The organism is Neisseria sp. HMSC070H10 (assembly GCF_001837635.1).
Lineage (GTDB): Bacteria > Pseudomonadota > Gammaproteobacteria > Burkholderiales > Neisseriaceae > Neisseria > Neisseria subflava_A.
In genome coordinates this window covers 1-23,164 of sequence record NZ_KV833384.1, presented here as the reverse complement: position 1 = coordinate 23,164, position 23,164 = coordinate 1, and the positions used below count along the sequence as shown (strand labels likewise).

General features: G+C 48.5%; 22 protein-coding genes. 15 read left to right on the top strand and 7 right to left on the bottom strand.

The window, feature by feature from the left end; all coding sequences use genetic code 11:
• Nucleotides 1–118: 118 nt before the first annotated feature.
• Entirely contained in the window at nt 119–1,555 is a 1,437-nt protein-coding gene (locus tag HMPREF2606_RS08380; protein WP_070843514.1) for an NAD-dependent succinate-semialdehyde dehydrogenase, read from the bottom strand.
• A gap of 330 nt (nt 1,556–1,885) precedes the next feature.
• On the opposite strand from HMPREF2606_RS08380, the gene dnaG reads away from it, so the two are divergent.
• Nucleotides 1,886–3,658 carry a DNA primase gene (gene dnaG / locus HMPREF2606_RS08375; RefSeq protein WP_070585729.1) on the top strand — a complete coding sequence of 591 codons (1,773 nt, stop codon included), beginning with the start codon at nt 1,886–1,888 and terminating at the stop codon, nt 3,656–3,658.
• 194 nt (nt 3,659–3,852) lie between these two features.
• Nucleotides 3,853–5,805 (top strand): RNA polymerase sigma factor RpoD, encoded by a 1,953-nt coding sequence (gene rpoD, locus HMPREF2606_RS08370; protein ID WP_070843513.1) that lies wholly within the window; start codon nt 3,853–3,855, stop codon nt 5,803–5,805.
• 117 nt (nt 5,806–5,922) lie between these two features.
• On the opposite strand, the gene HMPREF2606_RS08365 is transcribed toward rpoD, so the two are convergent.
• Nucleotides 5,923–7,275: a polynucleotide adenylyltransferase PcnB gene (locus HMPREF2606_RS08365; protein WP_070585727.1), complete on the bottom strand. Its 1,353-nt coding sequence runs from the start codon at nt 7,273–7,275 to the stop codon at nt 5,923–5,925.
• A gap of 216 nt (nt 7,276–7,491) precedes the next feature.
• Here HMPREF2606_RS08365 and HMPREF2606_RS08360 point away from each other — a divergent pair, with 216 nt between their 5' ends.
• The 5 genes from HMPREF2606_RS08360 (at nt 7,492) to HMPREF2606_RS08340 (ending at nt 10,122) form a co-directional block, all read left to right on the top strand.
• Complete coding sequence (locus tag HMPREF2606_RS08360) at nt 7,492–7,677, top strand: DUF3460 family protein (RefSeq protein WP_070585726.1); 186 nt, start codon at nt 7,492–7,494, stop codon at nt 7,675–7,677.
• A 12-nt stretch (nt 7,678–7,689) separates the two neighbouring features.
• Complete coding sequence (locus HMPREF2606_RS08355) at nt 7,690–8,358, top strand: class I SAM-dependent methyltransferase (protein ID WP_070843512.1); 669 nt, start codon at nt 7,690–7,692, stop codon at nt 8,356–8,358.
• A 14-nt stretch (nt 8,359–8,372) separates the two neighbouring features.
• A complete protein-coding gene (locus HMPREF2606_RS08350) occupies nt 8,373–9,128 on the top strand; it encodes a tetratricopeptide repeat protein (RefSeq protein WP_070843511.1) in 756 nt (251 codons plus the stop codon).
• 79 nt (nt 9,129–9,207) lie between these two features.
• Nucleotides 9,208–9,693 (top strand): 5-(carboxyamino)imidazole ribonucleotide mutase, encoded by a 486-nt coding sequence (gene purE / locus HMPREF2606_RS08345; protein WP_070827028.1) that lies wholly within the window; start codon nt 9,208–9,210, stop codon nt 9,691–9,693.
• Nucleotides 9,694–9,789: 96 nt separating this feature from the next.
• The gene (locus HMPREF2606_RS08340) at nt 9,790–10,122 is read left to right on the top strand and encodes a hypothetical protein (RefSeq protein WP_070843510.1); all 333 of its coding nucleotides are present in this window, start codon (nt 9,790–9,792) and stop codon (nt 10,120–10,122) included.
• A gap of 82 nt (nt 10,123–10,204) precedes the next feature.
• Here the strand turns inward: HMPREF2606_RS08340 and HMPREF2606_RS08335 are convergent, their stop codons facing one another.
• Nucleotides 10,205–11,998 carry a 2-isopropylmalate synthase gene (locus HMPREF2606_RS08335; RefSeq protein WP_070843509.1) on the bottom strand — a complete coding sequence of 598 codons (1,794 nt, stop codon included), beginning with the start codon at nt 11,996–11,998 and terminating at the stop codon, nt 10,205–10,207.
• Nucleotides 11,999–12,224: 226 nt separating this feature from the next.
• Here HMPREF2606_RS08335 and HMPREF2606_RS08330 point away from each other — a divergent pair, with 226 nt between their 5' ends.
• The gene (locus tag HMPREF2606_RS08330) at nt 12,225–13,340 is read left to right on the top strand and encodes a methyltransferase (RefSeq protein WP_070712337.1); all 1,116 of its coding nucleotides are present in this window, start codon (nt 12,225–12,227) and stop codon (nt 13,338–13,340) included.
• A gap of 121 nt (nt 13,341–13,461) precedes the next feature.
• On the opposite strand, the gene bfr (HMPREF2606_RS08325) is transcribed toward HMPREF2606_RS08330, so the two are convergent.
• Both bfr (HMPREF2606_RS08325) and bfr (HMPREF2606_RS08320) read right to left on the bottom strand, forming a co-directional pair.
• A complete protein-coding gene (gene bfr / locus HMPREF2606_RS08325) occupies nt 13,462–13,935 on the bottom strand; it encodes a bacterioferritin (protein WP_003680736.1) in 474 nt (157 codons plus the stop codon).
• Between the two features lie 29 nt (nt 13,936–13,964).
• A complete protein-coding gene (bfr, locus tag HMPREF2606_RS08320; protein ID WP_070461824.1) occupies nt 13,965–14,429 on the bottom strand; it encodes a bacterioferritin in 465 nt (154 codons plus the stop codon).
• A gap of 419 nt (nt 14,430–14,848) precedes the next feature.
• Here bfr (HMPREF2606_RS08320) and typA point away from each other — a divergent pair, with 419 nt between their 5' ends.
• On the top strand, nt 14,849–16,660 hold the full coding sequence (gene typA / locus HMPREF2606_RS08315; protein ID WP_070712338.1) for a translational GTPase TypA: 1,812 nt from the start codon (nt 14,849–14,851) through the stop codon (nt 16,658–16,660).
• Nucleotides 16,661–16,761: 101 nt separating this feature from the next.
• Here typA and HMPREF2606_RS08310 read toward each other — a convergent pair whose 3' ends face one another.
• A complete protein-coding gene (locus HMPREF2606_RS08310) occupies nt 16,762–17,718 on the bottom strand; it encodes a cupin domain-containing protein (RefSeq protein ID WP_070712339.1) in 957 nt (318 codons plus the stop codon).
• A 129-nt stretch (nt 17,719–17,847) separates the two neighbouring features.
• Here HMPREF2606_RS08310 and HMPREF2606_RS08305 point away from each other — a divergent pair, with 129 nt between their 5' ends.
• Together HMPREF2606_RS08305 and HMPREF2606_RS08300 are read left to right on the top strand one after the other, a co-directional pair.
• Nucleotides 17,848–18,183: a carboxymuconolactone decarboxylase family protein gene (locus tag HMPREF2606_RS08305; RefSeq protein WP_003680742.1), complete on the top strand. Its 336-nt coding sequence runs from the start codon at nt 17,848–17,850 to the stop codon at nt 18,181–18,183.
• A gap of 113 nt (nt 18,184–18,296) precedes the next feature.
• Nucleotides 18,297–18,665: a rhodanese-like domain-containing protein gene (locus HMPREF2606_RS08300; protein WP_070608906.1), complete on the top strand. Its 369-nt coding sequence runs from the start codon at nt 18,297–18,299 to the stop codon at nt 18,663–18,665.
• 54 nt (nt 18,666–18,719) lie between these two features.
• On the opposite strand, the gene HMPREF2606_RS08295 is transcribed toward HMPREF2606_RS08300, so the two are convergent.
• The gene (locus tag HMPREF2606_RS08295; RefSeq protein ID WP_004520298.1) at nt 18,720–19,058 is read right to left on the bottom strand and encodes a cupin domain-containing protein; all 339 of its coding nucleotides are present in this window, start codon (nt 19,056–19,058) and stop codon (nt 18,720–18,722) included.
• 98 nt (nt 19,059–19,156) lie between these two features.
• Between HMPREF2606_RS08295 and surE the strand changes: the two genes are divergently transcribed.
• The 4 genes from surE (at nt 19,157) to HMPREF2606_RS08275 (ending at nt 23,096) form a co-directional block, all read left to right on the top strand.
• Nucleotides 19,157–19,912, top strand: coding sequence for a 5'/3'-nucleotidase SurE (gene surE / locus HMPREF2606_RS08290; RefSeq protein ID WP_070712340.1), 756 nt, complete (start codon nt 19,157–19,159; stop codon nt 19,910–19,912).
• Between the two features lie 93 nt (nt 19,913–20,005).
• The gene (locus HMPREF2606_RS08285) at nt 20,006–20,917 is read left to right on the top strand and encodes a peptidoglycan DD-metalloendopeptidase family protein (protein WP_070712341.1); all 912 of its coding nucleotides are present in this window, start codon (nt 20,006–20,008) and stop codon (nt 20,915–20,917) included.
• A gap of 78 nt (nt 20,918–20,995) precedes the next feature.
• On the top strand, nt 20,996–22,519 hold the full coding sequence (locus HMPREF2606_RS08280; RefSeq protein ID WP_070843508.1) for a phospholipase D family protein: 1,524 nt from the start codon (nt 20,996–20,998) through the stop codon (nt 22,517–22,519).
• 43 nt (nt 22,520–22,562) lie between these two features.
• The gene (locus tag HMPREF2606_RS08275) at nt 22,563–23,096 is read left to right on the top strand and encodes a C40 family peptidase (RefSeq protein ID WP_070843532.1); all 534 of its coding nucleotides are present in this window, start codon (nt 22,563–22,565) and stop codon (nt 23,094–23,096) included.
• Nucleotides 23,097–23,164 lie beyond the last annotated feature (68 nt).

The window sequence follows — 23,164 nt, the reverse complement described above, 5'->3', positions numbered from 1 at the left end:
TTATGGTTTTGCTTTTTTATAAAGCTCGCTCTCACAATATGAAAATTATCCAATACCTTTTCTGTGTTTGAAAAAGGCCGTCTGAAATCAAATTTCAGACAACCTTTACCGTGCAGCCTTATTCCGCTACATCAATGCACAAATATTTCAGTTCCAAATACTCATCCGCACCGTATTTGCTGCCTTCACGTCCCAAACCGCTGCGTTTCACGCCGCCAAACGGTGCCACTTCATTACTGATTAAGCCCGTATTGATGCCGACCATGCCGTATTCCAAGGCTTCGCCGACGCGCCACTGACGGGCGGTATCGGAGGTAAAAAGGTAAGCTGCCAAACCGTATTCCGTATCGTTGGCGGCCGCGATGACTTCGGCTTCGGTTTCAAAACGGAACACTGGACACAAAGGCCCGAAGGTTTCTTCACGCGCCACCGCCATTTGCGCCGTAACGCCGCTTAAAACAGTCGGCTCAAAAAACGTTCCGCCCAACGCGCTGGGTTTTCCGCCAGTCAGGCAACTTGCGCCTTTAGCGAGCGCGTCGGCGATGTGCTGCTCAACTTTCTCTACCGCTTTTTCCTCAATCAGCGGCCCTTGGTTCACGCCTTCATCCAAGCCGTTGCCCAATTTGAGCGCAGCCACTTTTTCACTCAATTTACGGCAAAATTCTTCGTAAATGCCGGATTGAGCATAAACGCGGTTGGTGCAGACGCAGGTCTGGCCGCTGTTGCGGAACTTGCTGGCAAGTGCGCCTTCGACGGCTTTGTCCAAATCGGCATCGTCAAACACGATAAACGGCGCGTTGCCGCCCAGCTCCAAGCTGAGTTTTTTAATGTCCGCCGCGCTGTCGGCAAAAATTTTCGCGCCGACTTCGGTAGAACCAGTAAAGCTGATTTTGCGCACAGTCGGATTCGTGGCAAATTCATAGCTGATTTCCGAAGCGCGGCCGCTGACGACGGGAAGCAAATCCTGCGGCACGCCCGCTTCGTAAGCCAGCAGCGCCAGCGCATACGCACTCAGGGGCGTGAGCGACGCAGGTTTGACTATCATCGCGCAGCCCACCGCCAAAGCAGGCGCAGCCTTGCGCGCAATCATCGCCGATGGGAAGTTCCACGGCGTAATCGCGGCGGTAACACCGACGGGCTGTTTCAATACAACCAGTTTTTGCGACGCTTTCACACTCGTCAGCACATCACCGTCAATCCGCCGAGCCTCTTCCGCAAACCAGCGCACAAACGAAGCCGCATAATCAATTTCACCACGCGCCTCAGTCAGACTTTTACCCTGCTCCATCGTCATGATGCGCGCCAGTTCTTCTTTGTTTTCTTTAATTAAAAAATACCAACGCCACAACACATCAGCGCGTTCCAACGCGGTTTTTTCCGCCCATAATTTTTGTGCCGTCTCTGCCTTTTGAATCAAAAGCTTCAGGCCGTCTGAATCAGTCTTACGGACAAACGCCAAAGCCTCACCTGTTGCAGGGTTATCAACTCTAATGGCATCTGGAATCGAAACAAAGGAAATATCGGGATGATTGAGCAAACGGGCAAAATCTTTCATGAGAAACGACCTTTCTAAAACCGAGGATATACGTTCATTATCATATTCATACCATCAAAGTGCAACTAAATAGAAAAATAAACCAACATCAAAGGCCGTCTGAATATCTTACAGACGGCCTTTGCTTTAACGACATCATATCTATCTTAAATAACGAATGAAATACGATGATTAATACCCTACCTCAAAAGGATAAGACACATGTATTACAACAATTTGCTATAATATAAAAATCAGTTCAACCCTCATCCAAAATTCCATTTTCAGACGGCCTTTGTCTGTTTATAAGGCCGTCTGAAATGTTTTCCGTCCATCCTCTTCTGCCGAACCATGATTCCATCTGATTTCATTGACGAGCTTTTGTCCAAAGTCGATATTGTCGATATTATCGACGAGCAGGTTCCGCTGAAGAAAGGCGGGGCGAACTATATGGCCTGCTGTCCGTTTCACAAGGAAAAGACGCCGTCGTTTTCGGTCAGCCCGACCAAGCAGTTTTACCATTGCTTCAGTTGCGGGGCTCATGGTTCGGCGATTGGTTTTGTGATGGAACATCAGGGGCTGTCGTTTCCGGAGGCGGTGCAGTTTTTGGCTGATCGCGTCGGCATGACGGTACCTAAAGTTCGTGGGCAGGAAGACAACCCCGAAATCCGTGCCGAACGTAAAAAAAAGCAACAAACTTTGGAAGAAACAACGGCAGCGGCAGCGGATTTTTACGCGCAACAGTTGAAATTGAATCCGGAGGCGAAGGCTTATTTAGACAAACGCGGCTTGAGTGCGGAAGTCATCGCACATTATGGTTTGGGCTATGCGCCTGACGGTTGGCAGCCTTTGGCGCAAGTATTCCAACCCTATCCTAATACTGCGTTGGTGGATACGGGCATGGTCATCGATAACGAAGGCAAACATTACGACCGCTTTCGTCATCGGATTATGTTCCCTATCCGTAATCCGCGCGGACAAGTCATCGGCTTTGGCGGCCGCGTATTGGACGACTCCAAACCCAAATACCTGAACTCGCCCGATACGCCTTTGTTTGACAAAGGGAAAAACCTTTACGGGCTACATGAAGGGCGTGCTGCCGTAAAAGAGGCAGGACGGATTTTGGTGGTCGAAGGCTACATGGACGTGGTCGCATTGGCGCAGTTCGGCATTGGCTACGGCGTAGCGGCTTTAGGTACGGCAACCACTGCAGAACACGTCAAAATCCTGATGCGTCAGGCCGACAGTATTTATTTTTGTTTTGATGGCGACAGTGCAGGACGTAAAGCGGCTTGGCGCGCGCTGGAAAATGCGTTACCGCAATTAAAAGACGATAAATCGCTGCATTTTCTATTCCTACCTGAAGAACACGACCCAGACAGCTACATCCGCGCCTACGGCAAGACTCAATTTGAAGATGCCTTGTTAAACCAAAGCAAGCCCCTATCGGAATACTTTTGGGAACATCTTTCAGACGGCCTCAACCTCAATACGCAAGAAGGTAAAGCAGAATTGGTCAAAACCAGTTCTCCGCTTTTGGCTCAGATTACCGCACCGGCATTGGGCTATCTTCTGAAACAAAAACTCAGCGAGCTAGTGGGCATTGACCCTGACAACCTCGCCCAGTTACTCGGACAAGAAGCGCCAAAACGGCACGTCAAACAAAAAAGTTACAAACTGCCGCCTATTTCTGTCAAACAGCCAACCATGCTGACGCTGGTTCAAAGACAGATACGCAGCCTCTTGATAAATCCGGCTTGGGCTTCATATATAGACCTGCCCGATTATCTGGCTTTAAGCGGCGACTTTGCCTGCCTTGCCAATTTGGCCGAAACCATCAAACATCACGATACGACTCCTGCAACCGCACAAGTGCTTGAATATATGCGCGGTTCGCCCTATGAGGAAACCGTCAATCAAATCTTTTTATCGACCCTTCACTCTGAAGAAATGGAAGGGGATAACGAGGAAGATTGCGAAAGTTTCCAAATCGGCATGAAAAAGTTGTTAAATGAATTAAAATACAGTCAAATCGAAACTTTAAAGCAAAAAAGTATTCAAACTGGTTTGACCGAAAATGAAAAAAGACTTTTGCTGTCGCTTTTGACGGCAAAGCAAAACTAACCCCTCAGGCCGTCTGAACAATCTAAACACACGCTGCGAAACATGACACGCAGAACACTCCATCTGTAATATTTTCAGACGGCCTCAGAGTATTAAAGTGAAATCTGATTTCACAACAAAAAGCTCTGCTCCGCCTTCAGGTACGGCTACATCACCGTAAACCGTCGGCATCCTATCAACCTAGAGAGCAATCCATGTCTAAAAACCAAAACTACGAAGAATACCAAGACCAAGACGACAACCGTCCCTTGAGTATCGAAGAGCAGCGCGCCCGCCTGCGTCAACTCATTATTATGGGTAAAGAACGCGGCTACATCACTTATTCCGAAATTAACGACGCGCTGCCCGACGATATGTCCGACGCCGAGCAAATCGACAACATCGTCAGCATGATTTCCGGCTTGGGTATCCAAGTAACCGAGCAAGCTCCCGATGCTGAAGACATCCTCTTGAGCGACAACGCCGCCGCCATGACCGACGACGATGCCGTTGAAGAAGCCGAAGCAGCACTCTCCAGTGCAGATTCAGAATTCGGCCGCACAACCGACCCTGTGCGTATGTATATGCGTGAAATGGGTCAAGTCGATCTGTTGACGCGTGAAGACGAAATCATTATCGCCAAAAAAATCGAAAATGCACTGAAAAACATGGTGCAGGCAATCTCCGCCTGCCCAGGCTCGATTGCCGAAATTCTGGCTTTGATCGAACAAGTCCGCAACGACGAAATCCGTGTGGATGAAGTCGTTGAAGCCATTATCGACCCTAATGAAGTCTTGTTGAACGAATTGGGCTTAGGTCACTTAGAAAATGCCAAACCAGATGACGAAGAAGGCGAAACCGTTAGCGATGATGAAGATAGCGACGATGAAGATGAAGACGATTCAGGTAGCGACTCTGAAGCCATATCCGCTGCCCATTTGGCCGAACTGAAACAAAAAGTTTTGGAACACTTCGCCTTTATCGAGAGCGAATACGGCAAAATGATCAAGCAGTTGGAAAAATACGGCAGCCTGCACACCAACTACCTGAAACACCGTGATGCCATTGCCAACAAACTGTTAGAAGTCCGTTTTGCCACACGTCAAATCGAAAATTTGAGCAGCAACCTGCGCAGCCGCGTTGAAAACATCCGTAAACTCGAGCGTGAAATCCGCGACATCTGTATCGACCGCGTCCGTATGGATCGCGACTACTTCATCAAAAACTTCCTGCCAGCTATTACCGATTTGGAATGGGTAGAAGAAGAAGTAGCCAAAGGCCGTGTATGGGCAAACGCGTTAGATCGTTTCCGCCACGCCATCCTCGAAAAACAAACCGAGCTGGCAAATATGGAAGCTGAAACCCGCATTTCCATCGAAGAGTTGAAAGAAATCAACAAAAACATGGTGTTGAGCGAAAAAGAAACCTCAGCCGCCAAACAGGAAATGATTCAGGCCAACTTGCGTTTGGTTATTTCCATTGCTAAAAAATACACCAACCGCGGCTTGCAGTTCCTTGATTTGATTCAAGAAGGCAATATCGGTCTGATGAAAGCGGTAGACAAATTCGAATACCGCCGCGGCTACAAGTTCTCTACTTATGCCACATGGTGGATCCGTCAAGCGATTACCCGTTCCATCGCCGACCAAGCGCGTACCATCCGTATTCCGGTTCACATGATTGAAACCATCAACAAAATGAACCGTATCTCGCGCCAATACCTGCAAGAAACCGGTGAAGAGCCGGATTCTGCCAAACTGGCCGAGCTGATGGAAATGCCGGAAGATAAAATCCGCAAAATCATGAAAATCGCCAAAGAGCCGATTTCCATGGAAACACCGATTGGCGATGACGATGATTCGCACTTGGGCGACTTCATCGAAGATGCCAACAACGTTGCTCCGGCAGAAGCTGCGATGTACACCAGCCTGCACGAAGTAACTAAAGAAATCCTCGAAAGCCTGACGCCGCGTGAAGCCAAAGTTTTGCGTATGCGTTTCGGTATCGATATGAATACCGACCACACTTTGGAAGAAGTCGGCAAACAATTTGACGTAACCCGTGAACGTATCCGTCAAATCGAAGCCAAAGCCCTGCGCAAGCTGCGCCACCCGACCCGCAGCGACCGCCTCCGCAGCTTCCTCGACAGCGAAGAAAACAAATCATAAAAGCAAACCGCAGGTTAAAAGACCTGCGGTTTTTTATTGAAATATAATAAGGCCGTCTGAAAAACAAATCTCAAAAGATTTAATCGTTTCAGACGGCCTTAAACTTATTTTGATAATTTATTCAGTTTCAGTGGTTTTCTTTTTCGGATGGCGGCGGCGACGTTTGGGTTTGCCATCGGTTGATCCACTTTGTTTCTGACGTTTGTGATCATTGGCAACAGTCATTTGCTGGCGTGTTTCCTCATCGGCATGTTGGAAAGTTGTCCACCAAGAAGCCATCTCTTTATCAACCTCGCCAACCTCGCTACGCAAAATCAGGAAATCATAAGCGGCTCGGAAACGTGTTTGCGATAGCAGGCGATATGGGCGTGCGCCGCGCATATTGTCAAATTGCGGCTGAAATTGCCAGACTTCACGCATGGTTGCAGAAAATCGTTGCGGTACACCCCAACCCTTCTCTACTGTGTCACGCATGGTGTTCATCGCATCCATCAATGCAGGGACAGTTTTTTGTCCATGGCTTAGATTGCGTTGCCAAATAGCGTTCAGTGTCGGCCACAATACTGCCGCCAATACGAAACCGACGGAAACGGACTTATCCGCACGGATACGCTCGTCGGTATTTTTCAAGGCCAACATAATCATACGGTTTTCAGCCGCTTCGGCAGTTTTCAAGGCATCTAAAAGCGGATGGATGCCTTCGGGAATACCCAACTCGTTTAGCCTTTTCAAACAGGCACGAGAATAACCGGAAAACAGAATTTTCAGAATTTCGTCAAAAAGACGAGCAACAGGCTCATTTTTCAGACGGCCTGCATATTCTGCAATTGGCAAAGCCGTTTGCTCTTCCACTTCAAAGCCCAACTTGCCCGACAAACGGACGGCACGAAGAATACGGACAGGATCTTCCTGATAGCGTTCGGCAGGATCGCCTATCATCACCAATTTTTTATCGGCAACATCAGCCACACCCTGATGGAAATCCCAAATCTCCTCTTTAATCGGGTCGTAATACAGCGCATTACAAGTAAAGTCGCGACGCATGGCATCTTCTTCAATGCTGCCGTAAGTATTGTCCTTCATAATACGGCCTTGCGCATTTTGCTGAACCTTATCGCCACCGCGGAACGTCGTGACTTCAATGGTTTCAGGTCCGATCATCACATGAACAATTTGGAAACGGCGGCCGATAATGCGGCTGCGGCGGAATACTTTGCGGATTTGCTCCGGCGTGGCATCGGTTGCGATATCAAAGTCTTTGGGCTCGACCCCGAGCAACAAATCCCGAACGGCACCACCCACAACATAAGCCTGAAAACCGGCTTCATGCAGGCGTTTGGCAATTTTCTCTGCAGCAAAGCTCAACATATCCGCGCGGATACCGTGTTGCTCAAGCGGGATAATTTCCTTTTCAGGCAACGATTTGACGTGTTTTTTAGGCAACACTTTATGCAGCCATTTCTTTAACATAAGCAGCTCTTTTCACAATAAAAAAGGCCGTCTGAAACTTGTCTGGCTTAAGCCTTTGCACAATATTCTGCCGTAGAAGGAGCAAAACATTGAGCAAAGGCTTCAGACGGCCTAAAAAAGACGTGCCATTATACCTTATGGAAGTTCGATTAATTAGCGTATTGGCAAAAAATATCGGCTATAATGACGGTCTGACAACGATTCAGGCAGAACATCATGTACTACTACAAATCCGAAGCTACCCAATTCCTCGACAAACTCATGGAAGACAATCCCGAAATGGAAGCGCAACGCCTCGAAAACCGCCATTTGCTGTGGGATGTTACCCTCAATCCGACTGAACAGGCTGAATTTGAAGCGGCCAAAGTCAACAAAAAACCCTACACCTACTATCAAGACTAATCCCGTATCGGCATGACGACCAACACACACAATACCGATCCGGCATTACAACATTACCTCAACAGCATTGGTCAATCCGAACATCCCGTTTTGACCGCATTGCGCGAGCGTACCCAATCACATCGTCTGGGAAAGATGGCCATCGCCCAAGAGCAGGCGGCCATGTTGGTGTGGTTGGCTAAATTATTGAATGCCAAAAAATATTTGGAAGTTGGCGTCTTTACCGGTTACAGCAGCACCGCCATGGCGCTTGCCCTCCCCGAAGACGGCAAAATCACGGCTTGCGACATCAATGTAACCTTTACCGATATTGCCCGTGAAACATGGCAGGCAGCGGGCGTAGCGCATAAAATCTCGCTTCATCTGCAACCGGCTTTGCTAACTTTGGACGATTTGATTGCGCAAGGCGAATCGGAAAGCTACGACTTGGCACTTATCGATGCCGACAAACCGCCTACGCCAAAATATTTCGAACGCTGTTTGCAACTGGTACGGAGTGGCGGCGTGATTGCCATCGACAATATCTTGTTGGGCGGTCGCGTCATGAATGAAGCTGCCGAAAACGATCCGCCCAGCTTGGATATCCTGCGCCATTTCAACCAAAATCTGCCGCACGAAACACGCATTATTCCCATTACCCTGCCTATCGGCGACGGTTTGACATTGCTACTAAAAAAATAAAACGACACAATCCGATGAAAACATTATCACATTCTCTGTTTCTTTTGCCGCTTACTCTATTGGCCGCATCATGCGCCGTTTCCCATCCTCCTCAACCTGCCGACAATCCCAACTTTGTCCTGCCGGATATTCCGCGTGAGCCTTTACATGAAAAAAGTATCCCCTATCCGCGTTTAGACGCACAAACCCAGATTGACCACTTGGGCATACAAATTGCCCGACTGGAACGCACGGTCGAAGAATTAAATCAACGCTTGCAAACACTAGAACAACAACGAAACAGCAAACGTCCGACTACTTCGGCTTCCAAACCCAAAGCCCAGCGATTGGATGACCGCAAGCTGAAAATGAACTATTTGGCCAATGGCGGCGGCGTGCCGTCTGAAACAGATTCAGCCGCACAAAATGAACTGCGCCTTTATAACCAAGCGCAAAAATACTATCAGCGTAACAACTTCTCCGCCGCAGTAGCCATCTTAAAAGAGGCTGACGGCGGAAACGGCAACGAAATTGCCCGCCGCAATATGTACCTGCTCCTGCAAAGCCAACAACGTCTGGGCAACTGCGAATCCGTTATCGAAATCGGCAACCGCTACGCCAACCGATTCCGCAACAGCCCGCAAGCTCCCGATGCCATGTACAGCATCGGCCAATGCCAATACAAACTGCAACAAAAAGACATCGCCCGCAGCACATGGCGCAAACTGATACAAAGCTTCCCCAACAGCGAAGCGGCAAAGCGCGCTTCCATCAGCCTTAAACAAAGATAAACGTTCAGACGGCCTTGTCATCCCCAAGGCCGTCTGAATATTTTTTACCCTTAATCCATTCAAGCAAAAGGAACTCCTCATGATCCAAGTCGGCATTATTATGGGCAGCAACAGCGATTGGCCGGTGATGCAGCAGGCAGCACAATTTCTCAAAGAATTCGGCGTTGAATACGAAGCGCGTGTCGTCTCTGCACACCGTACGCCTGATTTGATGTTTGAATACGCCGAAACCGCACGAGAACGCGGCATCAAAGCCATCATTGCCGGTGCAGGCGGCGCAGCGCATTTGCCAGGCATGGTTGCAGCCAAAACCACGGTTCCCGTCTTGGGCGTTCCCGTTCCCAGCAAATATCTGCGCGGCGAAGACTCCCTGCTTTCGATTGTGCAAATGCCCAAAGGCGTTCCTGTTGCCACATTTGCCATTGGCGAAGCAGGAGCGGCCAATGCAGCGCTGTTTGCCATTTCACTTTTGGCCAATGAAAATCCTGAATTGGCTGAAAAATTGGCCGCTTTCCGTGCCAAACAAGAACAAACCGTTCTTGCCATGAAATTGCCTGAAGCATAACTGACAAAGGCCGTCTGAACGTTGTAAAGGGAAACTTTGATTTCGTTTTACGATTGTTCAGACGGCCTTAGTCTTTTATCAAATTGAATTAATGCCATGAAAACCCTAGCATTCATCCTACTCTCCACCCTGCTTTGCGCCTGCCAAAGCCCAAGTACTCCTACTCAATCAACTGCTATCCCATCTCAGCAACAAGCCCAAGATACAACCGGCAATCTGATTATCTTCTATGATGCCCAAACCGGTTCTGCGCCATTGCTAAAAGCAGTGAAAGCCTCCGGCGCAAGTTTGATTTATGAATACAAAAACCTGAACGGCATTGCTATTCGTCCGTCTTCCAAGACCAAGATTGAAGAGGCCATTGCCTATTTCAAAAAGGTAAACGGCGTATTGTCCGTCGAACAAGATAGGCTGCTGAAACTTCAATAACCAGTTGGTTCTTTAGCCTAATAAAAAAGCCGTCCGAAACGTATTACAACGTTTTCAGACGGCCTTTTACTTGTTCAAAGCATTAAATCATGCCGCTGCCTTGCGCTTTTGGCTTGGCTTGGCCGAATTCCAATTTACTCAGCGCAGACAAATAGGCTTTGGCAGTCGCCACCAACACGTCGGTATCTGCGCCTTGACCGTTGACCACACGATCGCCACGTTGCAGACGGACAGAAGTTTCGCCTTGGCTTTCGGTACCTTGCGTCACCGCGTTAACAGAGTAAATCTGCAAGGTCGCGCCACTTTGAGCCACGCTTTCAATGGCTTTGAAGATCGCGTCAACAGGGCCAGAGCCGGTAGCGGTAGCGTGTTTTTCTTCGCCGCGAATACTGAACACGATATTGGCACGAGGCTCTTCGCCGGTTTCGGTGCTGATTTTTTGGGAGATGAATTTGTAGCTTTCAGCATTCATGCTGCCCATTTCGTCGGACACCAGCGCGTGCAGGTCTTCATCGAAGATTTCGCGTTTTTTGTCGGCGAGTTCTTTGAAGCGGGCAAACGCGGCGTTCAGCGCCTCTTCGCTTTCCAACTCGATGCCCAAATCCGCCAGTTTGCTGCGGAACGCGCTGCGGCCGGACAATTTGCCCAAGGTCAGGCGGTTGGTTGACCAGCCGACCGATTCGGCAGTCATGATTTCATAGGTTTCGGGGTGTTTCAACACGCCGTCCTGATGGATGCCTGATTCGTGTGCAAAGGCGTTTGCGCCGACCACCGCCTTGTTGGGCTGAATCGGATAGCCGGTAATGGTGGACACCAGTTTGGATACCGGCACGATTTGCGTGGTGTCGATGCCGGTTTCCAAGCCGAATAAATCATGACGTACTTTCAACGCCATCACGATTTCTTCAAGGCTGGCATTACCTGCGCGTTCGCCCAAACCGTTGATGGTGCATTCCACTTGGCGCACGCCTGCCTGAACAGCGGCCAGCGAGTTGGCAACCGCCATACCCAAGTCGTTGTGGCAGTGGGTCGACCAGACTACTTTGTCGCCGTTGGGTACGCTTTTGATGATGTTGCTGATACGCTCGTACCACACGGAAGGGATGGAGTAGCCGACGGTATCGGGAATATTGATGGTGGTCGCGCCCGCTTCGATAACCGCCGTAAAGATTTTGGCGAGGAAGTCCAAATCCGAACGCACGGCGTCTTCGGCGGAAAATTCCACATCATCGGTGTATTCTTTGGCGATTTTCACTGCTTTGACCGCCGCATCGATGACCTGCTGCGGCTTCATTTTCAGTTTGTGCTCCATGTGGATGGGGCTGGTGGCGATGAAGGTATGGATGCGTTTTTTCGGAGCGGGGGAAACGGCTTCACCCGCTTTGCGCACATCGTTTTCAACGGCACGCGCCAACGAGCAGACTGTGGATTTGGTGATGATTTTGGCAATCGCATTGACCGACTCGAAATCGCCCGGGCTGGCGGCGGCAAAGCCCGCCTCAATCACATCCACACCCATTTTCTCCAACTGGCGGGCAATGCGGATTTTCTCCTCTTTGGTCATGGATGCACCGGGCGACTGCTCGCCGTCGCGCATGGTGGTATCGAAAATGATAACGCGGTTGGTTTGTGTCATTTCTGTTCTCTCCAGAGATTCGTTTTTTTGTAAAAAAGCATTCAAATCAAGCGGTCTGCCTTGCACTTCCGCCAAAGCGGTCAGTTTTTGCAACTGAGCCAAAGGCAGGGAACCGCGTGTACGCCATTTATAGATAGCCGCCGTCGTTGCAGCATTTTCCGGGTCGTGCTGTTTCAGGGCTTCGGCCAGCGCGTTTACGCCACCAAAATAGGCAACCAAACGGTCAATGTCTAATTGCATGATGTTCCTTGTCCAAATCTGATTAAGATTATTGTGTTCTAGTTTTGCATTATACTCATTTTAGACAAAACGACAATCTATTTTTATCAAAATATTAGTATAATTTTTAAAATCTGAGAAAATTTTATACATTTTGTCTAATTCAGACTATTAAAAGCTCCTCTCAAACCGAACACATCCTAAATATAGTAAACTAATCCCCTATTTCTCCGATTTGAAACACATTATGCCCCACACCATCCCTACCGACCGTTCCGACATCGAATGGCGCAACGAAAGCACACAAAAGCCGCCTAAGCAGGCGGTTTACATCCAAGAAGCAGCCACAGCAGAAATTTTAAAAAATGCCCACGCGCAAACTGCAACTGTTTGGACTGGCGATTTTCATAATGCCAAGCAAGTCTTAGCCGCAATGAAAAAGCGTATCCGCAGGCCGTCTGAAAAAAAGAAAGGCGCACCTGCCGATATTCAGACGGCCTTCCACGCCCACCGTATGAAACAAGCTCAGCAAAGTCGTTTGCTCAATATGCTTGCCGTTGAAATTCAACCGAATTTTCAACTGGGCAATGCACGCGCACCCAACATCTACTCTGCCCTGTGCGATGTTTACGACACACCAAACGACAAGCCGTTTCTTTTGCCGCTGAATCAATTACTGGGCTTTATCGGTGCACACGAATGGCACAAAAAAGGCATAGATATCCCTCAACTAGACGGAAAAATCCATGTTCCTTTCGGCGTATTCTCTCCACTGCGCGGCGAGTATTTGGATTTAATCACACAAGCCCCACTCGCTCCCAATATTCAGACGGCCTTTGACATCGGCACCGGTTCAGGCGTTATTGCCGCAATTTTGGCCAAACGAGGCATACCCGACATCATTGCCACAGACACCAACCCCAAAGCAATTGCCTGCGCCATAGCAAACCTCGAACGCCTAGGCTTGGATAAAGCCGTCAATATCCAATTGATTGATTTATTTCCCAAAAGTTGCGCCGACCTTATCGTCTGCAATCCGCCTTGGCTGCCGGCAAAACCGACCTCCGCTATTGAGACTGCCCTTTACGACCCCAATCATGCCATGCTGACTGCGTTCCTCAACGGCATACGCAAGCACTTAAATCCAAACGGCGAAGCTTGGCTGATTATTTCCGACTTGGCAGAACACTTGCATTTGCGCGATAAAGACTTTCTAAACCAATGCTTTCAGACGGCCTCACTCGATGTAGTCGATATTTTGAAAACTAAACCGCAACACAAAAAAGCAATAGATGAATCCGACCCTTTGGCATTTGCTAGAAACAAGGAAACTACTTATCTATACCGTTTGAAAGCAATATAAAATCAAGGCCGTCTGAACATTCAGACGGCCTGTAAGCATTTTCATAAAAGAAAACGGCATATCCGTAAAGATATGCCGTCGATGGGAGCAGGGACTGCTATATTTGGCAGTGGTTTGTGTTTTAGTCCTCTTGCGCCGCTGTTTGCAGGTAGTTTGGCAAACCAACTTTACCAATCAATTCCTGCTGAGTTTCAAGCCAGTCGATGTGTTCTTCGTTGATGTCTTTTTGTTTTTCCAACAAATCACGGCTGACGTAGTCTTGTTGCTCTTCTGCAAGAGCGATGGCTGCAACCAGAGCATCATGTTTTTCATACTCTTTTTTCAGATCGCAGGCAATGATTTCTTCGGTAGATTCACCGATCAACAGTTTACCCAATTCTTGCAGATTAGGCAGGCCTTCCAAGAACAAAATACGCTCGATCAAATCGTCTGCGGATTTCATTTCGCGGATGGATTGTTTGAAGAAGTGTTCGCCCAATTCTTCAAAACCCCAGTTTTTCAAAATGCGGGCATGCAGGAAGTATTGGTTAATGGTAATCAGCAACAAACCTAAGTTTTTGTTCAGCTCGCGAATAACTAAGCGATCGCCTTTCATATTCAGCTCCTTATATGTTATAGGCTAGATTACAGTTGGCTTTGGTAGTAGTTGCCTTCGCCGACCAATTCGATCAGACGCAGTTGTTGTTCCAACCAGTGAGCGTGATCTTCTTCAGTGTCTTTCAGTTGGGCAACCATCAAATCGCGGGTAACGTAGTCTTGAGCTTCTTCGCACAATTTGATGCCTTTTTTCAACGCATCGCGTACTTCGTATTCAGTATTCAAGTCTGCTTTCAGACAAGAGACTACGTCAGTACCGATGTTCAGTTCGGCACGGGTCATTTTAGGCGTACCGCCCAACATCAGGATACGACGGATGAAGTCTTCGGCGTGAGTGGTTTCTTCTTCCATCTCGTGGTTCAAACGTTCGAACAGTTTGGTGTAACCCCATTCAGAGTACAGGCGAGAGTGGATAAAATATTGGTCGCGAGCAGCCAACTCACCAGACAATAATTCGTTCATGTAATCAATAACTGCTTGGTTGCCTTGCATAATTCTTTCTCTTTCTTTTAAAAGTTGATAATCACGAAATGAAGATTCGTGTGTTGTTATGGAATGAGGTAATTGTATGCATAAGTAGCACTTTTGACAAATTTTCTATTTAAAATACAAACAATTATCAAAAAATTTAACCCGCTTAAAAGGCCGTCTGAAAAATTAATCCCCTGTTTTTAATAACAATTTTTTGACATTAGTATTAAGAATCCATTGCATTATTCAAAAACATTTACATTCATTAACCATAAATAAAAGCAAATAATCCAACAAAATCAATCAAATTTAATTATGAATTATTCTCAACTACTGTTGCCTCATTTTTTTGACTCTTCTATTCGGCCAACACTTAGGAATCATGCTATAATTACCAGTTATCTTTTTTTTAAGCACCTAGCTGAAACACATAAATCATCATGAAACAAATCCGCAATATTGCCATCATCGCCCACGTCGACCATGGCAAAACCACATTAGTTGACCAATTGCTGCGCCAGTCCGGTACATTCCGTTCCAACCAACAAGTCGAAGAACGCGTCATGGACAGCAACGATCTTGAAAAAGAGCGCGGCATTACCATTCTCGCTAAAAATACCGCCATCGAATACGAAGGCTACCATATCAACATCGTAGATACCCCGGGACACGCCGATTTTGGTGGCGAAGTGGAACGTGTATTGGGCATGGTCGACTGTGTCGTACTGTTGGTTGACGCACAAGAAGGCCCTATGCCGCAAACCCGTTTCGTGACCAAAAAAGCCTTGGCTTTGGGTCTGAAACCTATCGTTGTTATCAACAAAATCGACAAACCGTCTGCCCGTCCAAGCTGGGTTATCGACCAAACATTCGAATTGTTCGACAACTTGGGCGCAACCGACGAACAATTGGACTTCCCTATCGTCTATGCTTCCGGCCTGTCCGGCTTTGCCAAACTGGATGAAAACGACGAGAGCAGCGATATGCGTCCTCTGTTCGACACCATCTTAAAACACACACCCGCACCGAGCGGCAGCGCGGACGAAACGCTGCAACTCCAAATTTCCCAGCTGGACTACGACAACTACACCGGCCGTCTCGGTATCGGCCGCATCCTGAACGGCCGCATCAAACCCGGCCAAGTTGTTGCCGTTATGAACCATGAAGAACAGGTTGCCCAAGGCCGTATCAACCAACTGTTGGGTTTCCAAGGCTTGGAACGCGTACCTTTGGAAGAGGCTGAAGCCGGCGATATCGTGATTATTTCCGGTATCGAAGACATCGGTATCGGCGTAACCATTACTGACAAAGACAATCCTAAAGGCTTGCCTATGTTGAGCGTGGACGAGCCGACCCTGACCATGGACTTTATGGTCAACACTTCTCCTTTGGCCGGCACTGAAGGCAAATTCGTGACTTCCCGCCAAATCCGCGACCGCCTGCAAAAAGAATTGCTGACCAACGTTGCCCTGCGTGTTGAAGATACTGCCGATGCCGATGTATTCCGCGTTTCCGGCCGTGGCGAATTGCATCTGACCATTTTGCTGGAAAATATGCGCCGCGAAGGCTTTGAACTGGCAGTCGGCAAACCGCGCGTGGTATTCCGTGAAATCAATGGCCAAAAATGCGAGCCTTACGAAAATCTGACCGTGGACGTACCGGATGACAACCAAGGTGCCGTTATGGAAGAGCTTGGCCGTCGCCGTGGCGAATTGACCAATATGGAAAGCGACGGCAATGGCCGTACCCGTCTGGAGTACCACATTCCTGCCCGCGGCCTGATCGGTTTCCAAGGCGAATTCCTGACTTTGACCCGCGGTACTGGCTTGATGAGCCACGTTTTTGACGACTACGCACCGGTTAAACCTGATATGCCCGGCCGTCACAACGGCGTACTGGTTTCTCAAGAGCAAGGTGAAGCCGTTGCTTACGCCCTGTGGAACTTGGAAGACCGCGGCCGTATGTTCGTTTCTCCAAACGACAAAGTCTACGAAGGTATGATTATCGGTATTCACAGTCGCGACAACGACTTGGTGGTAAACCCTCTGAAAGGTAAAAAACTGACCAACGTCCGTGCCAGCGGTACAGATGAAGCCGTGCGCCTAACTACGCCTATCAAATTGACTTTGGAAGGTGCGGTTGAGTTCATCGACGATGACGAACTGGTTGAAATTACGCCACAATCCATCCGCCTGCGTAAACGCTACCTGAGCGAATTGGAACGTCGCCGTCATTTCAAAAAACTGGACTAATCCTGTTTGATTGACATGCTTTAAAATCAAGGCCGTCTGAAAAGTGTTTTGGAAATCCTAGATTTCACTTTTACACTTTCAGACGGCCTTTTATCATCTATTTAAATAAAGTAAATCGACATTTCTTCCGCCTGCACCGCCGCTTCATCGGGTCGGTCATTTTTACGATATTGCCCCGGCGATATCCCATATTGCTTTTTAAATGCCTTGCCAAAATACGTTTCCGATTGAAAACCGACCGAAAGCGCAACCGATAAAACCGAATCCGCCGTCTGTTTCAACAATAATGCCCCCTGCTGCAAGCGGATGCTGTTAACAAAGGCATGCGGGCTTGTTCCCGTCTGCTGTTTAAATACTCGCATCAACTGGGCACGGGACAAATTGGCCATCGCAGTCATTTTCTCAATATTCCATTCTTCTTCCGGTTTTTCGACGACTGCCTGAAGCAAATTCCGCAAACGTTTATCCTGCCAACCATTCAGCAAACCGCTTAATTGCGCTTCCTCATTTTTCTCCAAACAGGCACGAAGCAGAAATACCAGCAGTACCGAAGCCAATGCATTCACAACCGCTACCGAGCCGGATAAAGCCTGACTGCTCTCATATTGCAATAAGGTCACCAAATACTGCAAAGACGGATGGTTGATGTTCAATAAAACGGTATCAGGCAGTCCCGTCATCATATCCGCCTGCGCTTCATATTCAAACCGTGCGCAAAAAAGATGCAAAGCCGCCTCCCCACCGGCATGACTTTGCTTGACTTTAAATGCACCATTCTCAGCCGTCAGCACGCGAACACCGAAATTTTCACAACTGCTGTCGCTGCTCAAAGTGTGCCCTACGCTGCGCGGGAAAAAAATGATATCCCCCGCACTCAGCAGCCTTGCCTCTTGCTCTCCATCAATTCGGATATAACCCGAACCGGCAGTTACGATATGCACCAAACCATGCGCACGCTTTGGTTCATGCCGCACATACCACTCCCCCTGAAACAGACATTGAACATCCACGCTGCCTTTTACCTGCGCCAATTCGACCAGCCTATCCAAAATATCCATAGTGTTTTTTTACCAATAAATGAGATGTTTTGACGATTAAAATCTTCCAATTATTGCAATAATACACACATCAAACACAAACAGATAGGATTTTTTATCTTATCCACTCACATTAAGAAAGGACATATCATGTTTAAAGACTGGCCTGAACATACCGCCTTGGTAAAAAAATCATTCGGCGAATTGGGTAAAAACCATCCTAAAATGCTGCAAGCCTACGGCGCACTGGATCAAGCAGCCGCAGCCGAAGCACTGGATGCCAAAACACGCGAACTGATCGCCATTGCCGTTGCCATTACCACACGTTGCGAAAGCTGCATCAGCGTGCATGCCGCCGCCGCAGCCAAAGCAGGTGCAACCGAAAGCGAAATCGCCGGCGCATTGGCCACTGCTATCGCTCTGAATGCAGGTGCCGCTTATACCTACGCTTTGCGCGCTTTGGAAGCAGTAGAAACCCAACGCTAATCGGTTTGTAAAATCAGGCCGTCTGAAAGCCAACTCCCCTTTCAGACGGCCTGATGAAATGCTAAACTGATAAAGTCATCATATTTGTTTTCTGTCTAATAGGAGATTGAACCATGAAGAAACTGCTGACTGCCGTACTTTTTGCCGCCGCTATTGCCACTCCTTTGGCCGCTTCCGCAGCCTCTATGCCTAAGGTTGAAAAAAGCGTGGCACAGCCTGCAAAAGCAAAAGGCGTTTGGATTGATGTCCGCTCTGCCGAAGAATTTAAAGAAGGCCATTTGCAAGGTGCGCTCAATATTCCGCATGACCAAATCGTTGACCGCATCAAATCCGTCAGCCCGGATAAAAACGCACCGGTAAACCTCTACTGCCGCAGCGGCCGCCGTGCAGAAGCCGCGCTGACTGAGCTGAAAAAAGCCGGCTACACCAACGTAACCAACCATGGCGGTTATGAAGACTTGGTGAAAAAAGGTTTGAAATAAATCTAGTTAATTTTAAAAAGGCCGTCTGAAACTTTTCAGACGGCCTTTATTGCATTACAGACAGCAACTTCCAAATCTCAAACGTTTGCTGAGACCGGTTTCGTGAATTAATTGTTTGATAACCAAAATATTGGTGTTATCGGCCAACGCGCGAATGCTGTGCGCTTCCATTGGCTCAAGACGGATAACTTGCAAGCCTTCGGTTTGCAAAACTTCATCCACCGTTTTGATTTCGGCTTTTCCGTTTAAAACCAAAAGCAAAATAATCGCATCCGCCTCATAGGCCGGAATTTCATTATTCTTCTGCAGTGAAAGCTGAACAATCTCCTGATTACCGTCTGAAGCAATCACGCCGCCCAATAAAGCTTTGGGGTCTAACTCATAATGTTTCATTATCATCCTTTCCGCCCAAACGTTGCCGATTCGTGGACAATCGCTCAAGCAAACCAGTACAATACCGTCCATCTTACCGATAGACACAATATTGTCACATGAACATATTAATCTCAAACGACGATGGTTATCTTGCGCCCGGTTTGGCTATTTTGGCAAGAGTGTGCGCAGAATTTGCCAATGTTAGAGTGGTTGCGCCCGAACGCGATCGCAGCGGCGTCAGCAATTCCCTGACTTTAGACCGTCCTTTACAACTGAAACAGGCGGAAAACGGGTTTTACTATGTGAATGGCACCCCTACCGACTGCATTCACGTCGGCCAGCACGCCCTTGCCGACTTCAAACCCGACTTAGTCTTGTCCGGCATTAACAACGGCGCAAACATGGGCGACGATACACTTTATTCCGGTACGGTTGCCGCCGTGACGGAAGCCTACCTGATGGGCATTCCCGCTATTGCTTTCTCGCTCGCAGATTCCAGCGGCCGTTATTGGGAAACAGCGGAAAAAGCTGCTTGGATACTGCTTTCCTACTTTCTCAAACGCCCTATTTCCGAACCCATCTTATGGAACATCAATATCCCTGCCGTCGCACCTGAGGATATCCAAGGCATAAAAATTACACGGCTCGGCCGCCGTCATCATGAACAAAGCATTGTTCCCATGTATAATCCACGTGGCGAACAAATTTATTGGATTGGGCCGGTCGGTGATGTTTCCGACAGCGAAGAAGGTACCGACTTTGGCGAATGCGCGTCCGGCTTCATCACGATTACCCCCCTGCAAGTCGACTTGACTGCCTACGGACAAATGGAGCAAACTGCTTCCTTTTGGTCAGAAATCCCTGCGCCTTAACAGTCCCTAACAGCCGAACACTTGAGAAACAAGCATATTTTTATTATGATATGCCCCGATGAGAACAATTACCCGAATACGAAAGTCATTAACATGTTGAAAAAAAGTGTATCTTATGCCGGATCGGCAGCTTTGGTTTTATTACTTGCAGCCTGTGCCAGCCAACAACCGGCTCCTGTAGTCGTCGGCACACAAAGCGGTGGTTCAACAACAAGCTCTACCGCTGACAATCCTTACGGTGCAGCGCCTTACAATACCAACACCAGCCCAGCGGCAGATGCTCCATACACTCCGCCGGCAAGTACACCTGCTCCAACATACAACAGCGGCAGCACCGGCACTTACACGCCTTCTTATGCGCCTGTTGATATTAATGCAGCGACACATACCGTTGTTCGTGGCGATACCGTTTACAACATCTCCAAACGCTACAACATTACCCAAGACAATCTGCGCGCATGGAATAACTTGGCCGACAACACCATCAGCATTGGTCAAACCCTGCGCGTAAAACCTGAAGGCTACGTTGTACCTGCAGCTTCTGCAAGCAAACTTTCTACGCCAACAACGACAACCACTGCTCCGGCCCCAAGCACTCCTGCCAATACACCAACCGTATCTACCGGCAGCAGCCGCAACGTAAGCGGCATCACATGGCAGCGTCCGACTACCGGTAACGTTATTGCCAACTTCGGCGGCAGCAACAAAGGTGTGGATATTGCCGGTACGCAAGGTCAGCCAGTTGTTGCAGCGGCAGACGGTAAAGTCGTTTACGCAGGCTCAGGCTTGCGCGGTTACGGTAACTTGGTCATCATCCAACACAACTCCTCATTCTTGAGCGCATACGGCCACAACCAACGCCTGCTGGTTAATGAAAACCAAACCGTTAAACGCGGTCAAACCATTGCGCACATGGGTAATACCGATGCATCTCGTACCCAATTGCACTTTGAAATCCGTCAAAACGGCAAACCGGTCAATCCGGCAAGTTATGTTGCCTTCTAAGCTGATTCAAGCAACCTAATTTCACTTCAATCCCTGCCTAAATGTCATTTAGGTAGGGATTGTTTGTACCGGTTCCCCATGAAATTTCATCTTCCCTTTCTTTATATCCTGCTATTGGGTGGGTGCGCCGCGTTTTTGCCTTCATTGGACGAGCGCACCCAAAGCAGTTATCTTGACATACCTGCAACGCCGCGACTGGACAGTGCCTTAGGTATTCCTTCTACCCCCTCCAAGGCCGATATTTCCCATATCTATCTGCTGAACGATGCCCATGAAGCCTTTGTCGCCCGAGCAGCCTTAATTGAAGCTGCAGACCATACCCTCGATTTGCAGTACTATATCTGGCACAACGACATCTCCGGCAAGCTTCTCTTCAACCTGATTCATCGCGCAGCCGAACGCGGCGTCCGTGTGCGTTTATTACTGGACGACAACAACACCAATGGCATGGATGATCTCCTTCTGGCACTCGACAATCATCCCAATATCGAAGTCCGTCTGTTTAATCCCTTTATTTTCAGAAAATGGCGTGCACTCGGCTACGTTGCCGACTTCCCGCGACTTAACCGCCGAATGCACAACAAATCCTTTACCGCCGACAACCGTGCCACCATTTTGGGCGGACGCAATATCGGCGACGAATATTTTAAGGTTAACGACGATACCATCTTTGCCGACCTCGATATCCTTGCCACAGGCCGTGTCGTAACAGAAGTTTCCCAAGACTTTGACCGCTATTGGGCAAGCCACTCCGCCTATAACGCGACCAGCATCATCAAACGGGGAAACCTGCAAAAAGGATTGGCAGAGCTTGATTACACCGACCAAGATAAAAATCAAACGCTCATCCGCTACCGTCAAAGCATCGAACACTCCAACCTCTATCAAAAAATGCAGAGCAACCTTATGGAGTGGCAAAGTGTCAGCACACGCCTGATCAGCGATGACCCGGCCAAAGGTTTAGACCGCGACCGGCACAAACCGCCTATTTCCGAACGCCTGCAAGACGCCCTCAAGCAACCAGAAAAAAGCGTTTACCTTGTCTCCCCTTATTTTGTACCCACAAAATCAGGCGTTAAAGCCATAGAAAAGCTGATTCACAACGGCGTGGACGTTACCGTCCTGACCAACTCCCTCCAAGCAACCGACGTTGCCGCCGTCCATTCAGGCTACGTCAAATACCGTAAGCCCTTGCTTAAAGCCGGGGTCAAACTTTACGAGCTCCAGCCCAACCATGCCGTTCCAACTACGAAAGACCGCGGCTTGACCGGTAGCTCCGCCACCAGCTTGCACGCCAAAACATTCATCGTGGATGAAAAACGTATTTTCATTGGCTCATTCAACCTCGACCCACGTTCTGCACGGCTCAATACCGAAATGGGTGTCGTCATCGAAAGTCCCCAAATCGCAGGCCAAATGCAGCGCACCCTCGTTACGACCACCCCAAACTACGCCTATCAGGTAACGCTTGGCAATTACAATAAACTATACTGGTATGACCCAAGCGAAAAACGAACTTACGCACAAGAACCAGAAGCCAAATTCTGGAAACGGATGACTTCAAAAATCCTGTCCATCCTGCCCATAGAAGGATTATTATAGAGGCCGTCTGAAAACAGAAATTATGCGGCCGGAGGAATTCACCATGTCTCGACTCATCTGCAAAACCCTATTTGTTTGTACCACCAGCCTATTGTTGGCCTCCTGCGGCACTACCGGCAAACACAAATCCCACAAGCCGCAAACAACCGTCAGAAAAGTCCAACCTGTCCGCATTTCCCATATCGACCACACCCAAGGTTCGCAGGAATTAATGCTTCACAGCATGGGTCTGATCGGCACGCCCTACAAATGGGGCGGCAGCACCACAGCCACAGGCTTTGACTGCAGCGGCATGATACAATTCGTCTATAAAAACGCCCTCAACGTCAATCTGCCACGCACCGCGCGCGATATGGCCGCAGCCAGCCGTAAAATTTCCGATGACAAATTAAAAGCCGGCGATCTGGTCTTTTTCAATACCGGCGGCGCACACAAGTATTCCCATGTCGGCCTCTACATCGGCAACGGCGAATTCATCCACGCCCCCAGCAGCGGCAAAACCATCAAAACCGAAAAACTTTCCACTCCGTTCTACGCAAAAAACTATTTGGGCGCACATACTTTTTTTACTGAATAAATCAAGGCCGTCTGAAAGGTATCGCAATATCATCATTAAAGGCCTGTCAATCTTGCAGCAATGTTATT

Bases quoted from the DNA above. Each gene is read 5' to 3' on its own strand.
- HMPREF2606_RS08380 (WP_070843514.1), bottom strand. From the start codon at position 1,555: ATGAAAGATTTTGCCCGTTTGCTCAATCATCCCGATATTTCCTTTGTT.
- dnaG (WP_070585729.1), top strand. From the start codon at position 1,886: ATGATTCCATCTGATTTCATTGACGAGCTTTTGTCCAAAGTCGATATT.
- rpoD (WP_070843513.1), top strand. From the start codon at position 3,853: ATGTCTAAAAACCAAAACTACGAAGAATACCAAGACCAAGACGACAAC.
- HMPREF2606_RS08365 (WP_070585727.1), bottom strand. From the start codon at position 7,275: ATGTTAAAGAAATGGCTGCATAAAGTGTTGCCTAAAAAACACGTCAAA.
- HMPREF2606_RS08360 (WP_070585726.1), top strand. From the start codon at position 7,492: ATGTACTACTACAAATCCGAAGCTACCCAATTCCTCGACAAACTCATG.
- HMPREF2606_RS08355 (WP_070843512.1), top strand. From the start codon at position 7,690: ATGACGACCAACACACACAATACCGATCCGGCATTACAACATTACCTC.
- HMPREF2606_RS08350 (WP_070843511.1), top strand. From the start codon at position 8,373: ATGAAAACATTATCACATTCTCTGTTTCTTTTGCCGCTTACTCTATTG.
- purE (WP_070827028.1), top strand. From the start codon at position 9,208: ATGATCCAAGTCGGCATTATTATGGGCAGCAACAGCGATTGGCCGGTG.
- HMPREF2606_RS08340 (WP_070843510.1), top strand. From the start codon at position 9,790: ATGAAAACCCTAGCATTCATCCTACTCTCCACCCTGCTTTGCGCCTGC.
- HMPREF2606_RS08335 (WP_070843509.1), bottom strand. From the start codon at position 11,998: ATGCAATTAGACATTGACCGTTTGGTTGCCTATTTTGGTGGCGTAAAC.
- HMPREF2606_RS08330 (WP_070712337.1), top strand. From the start codon at position 12,225: ATGCCCCACACCATCCCTACCGACCGTTCCGACATCGAATGGCGCAAC.
- bfr (WP_003680736.1), bottom strand. From the start codon at position 13,935: ATGAAAGGCGATCGCTTAGTTATTCGCGAGCTGAACAAAAACTTAGGT.
- bfr (WP_070461824.1), bottom strand. From the start codon at position 14,429: ATGCAAGGCAACCAAGCAGTTATTGATTACATGAACGAATTATTGTCT.
- typA (WP_070712338.1), top strand. From the start codon at position 14,849: ATGAAACAAATCCGCAATATTGCCATCATCGCCCACGTCGACCATGGC.
- HMPREF2606_RS08310 (WP_070712339.1), bottom strand. From the start codon at position 17,718: ATGGATATTTTGGATAGGCTGGTCGAATTGGCGCAGGTAAAAGGCAGC.
- HMPREF2606_RS08305 (WP_003680742.1), top strand. From the start codon at position 17,848: ATGTTTAAAGACTGGCCTGAACATACCGCCTTGGTAAAAAAATCATTC.
- HMPREF2606_RS08300 (WP_070608906.1), top strand. From the start codon at position 18,297: ATGAAGAAACTGCTGACTGCCGTACTTTTTGCCGCCGCTATTGCCACT.
- HMPREF2606_RS08295 (WP_004520298.1), bottom strand. From the start codon at position 19,058: ATGAAACATTATGAGTTAGACCCCAAAGCTTTATTGGGCGGCGTGATT.
- surE (WP_070712340.1), top strand. From the start codon at position 19,157: ATGAACATATTAATCTCAAACGACGATGGTTATCTTGCGCCCGGTTTG.
- HMPREF2606_RS08285 (WP_070712341.1), top strand. From the start codon at position 20,006: ATGTTGAAAAAAAGTGTATCTTATGCCGGATCGGCAGCTTTGGTTTTA.
- HMPREF2606_RS08280 (WP_070843508.1), top strand. From the start codon at position 20,996: ATGAAATTTCATCTTCCCTTTCTTTATATCCTGCTATTGGGTGGGTGC.
- HMPREF2606_RS08275 (WP_070843532.1), top strand. From the start codon at position 22,563: ATGTCTCGACTCATCTGCAAAACCCTATTTGTTTGTACCACCAGCCTA.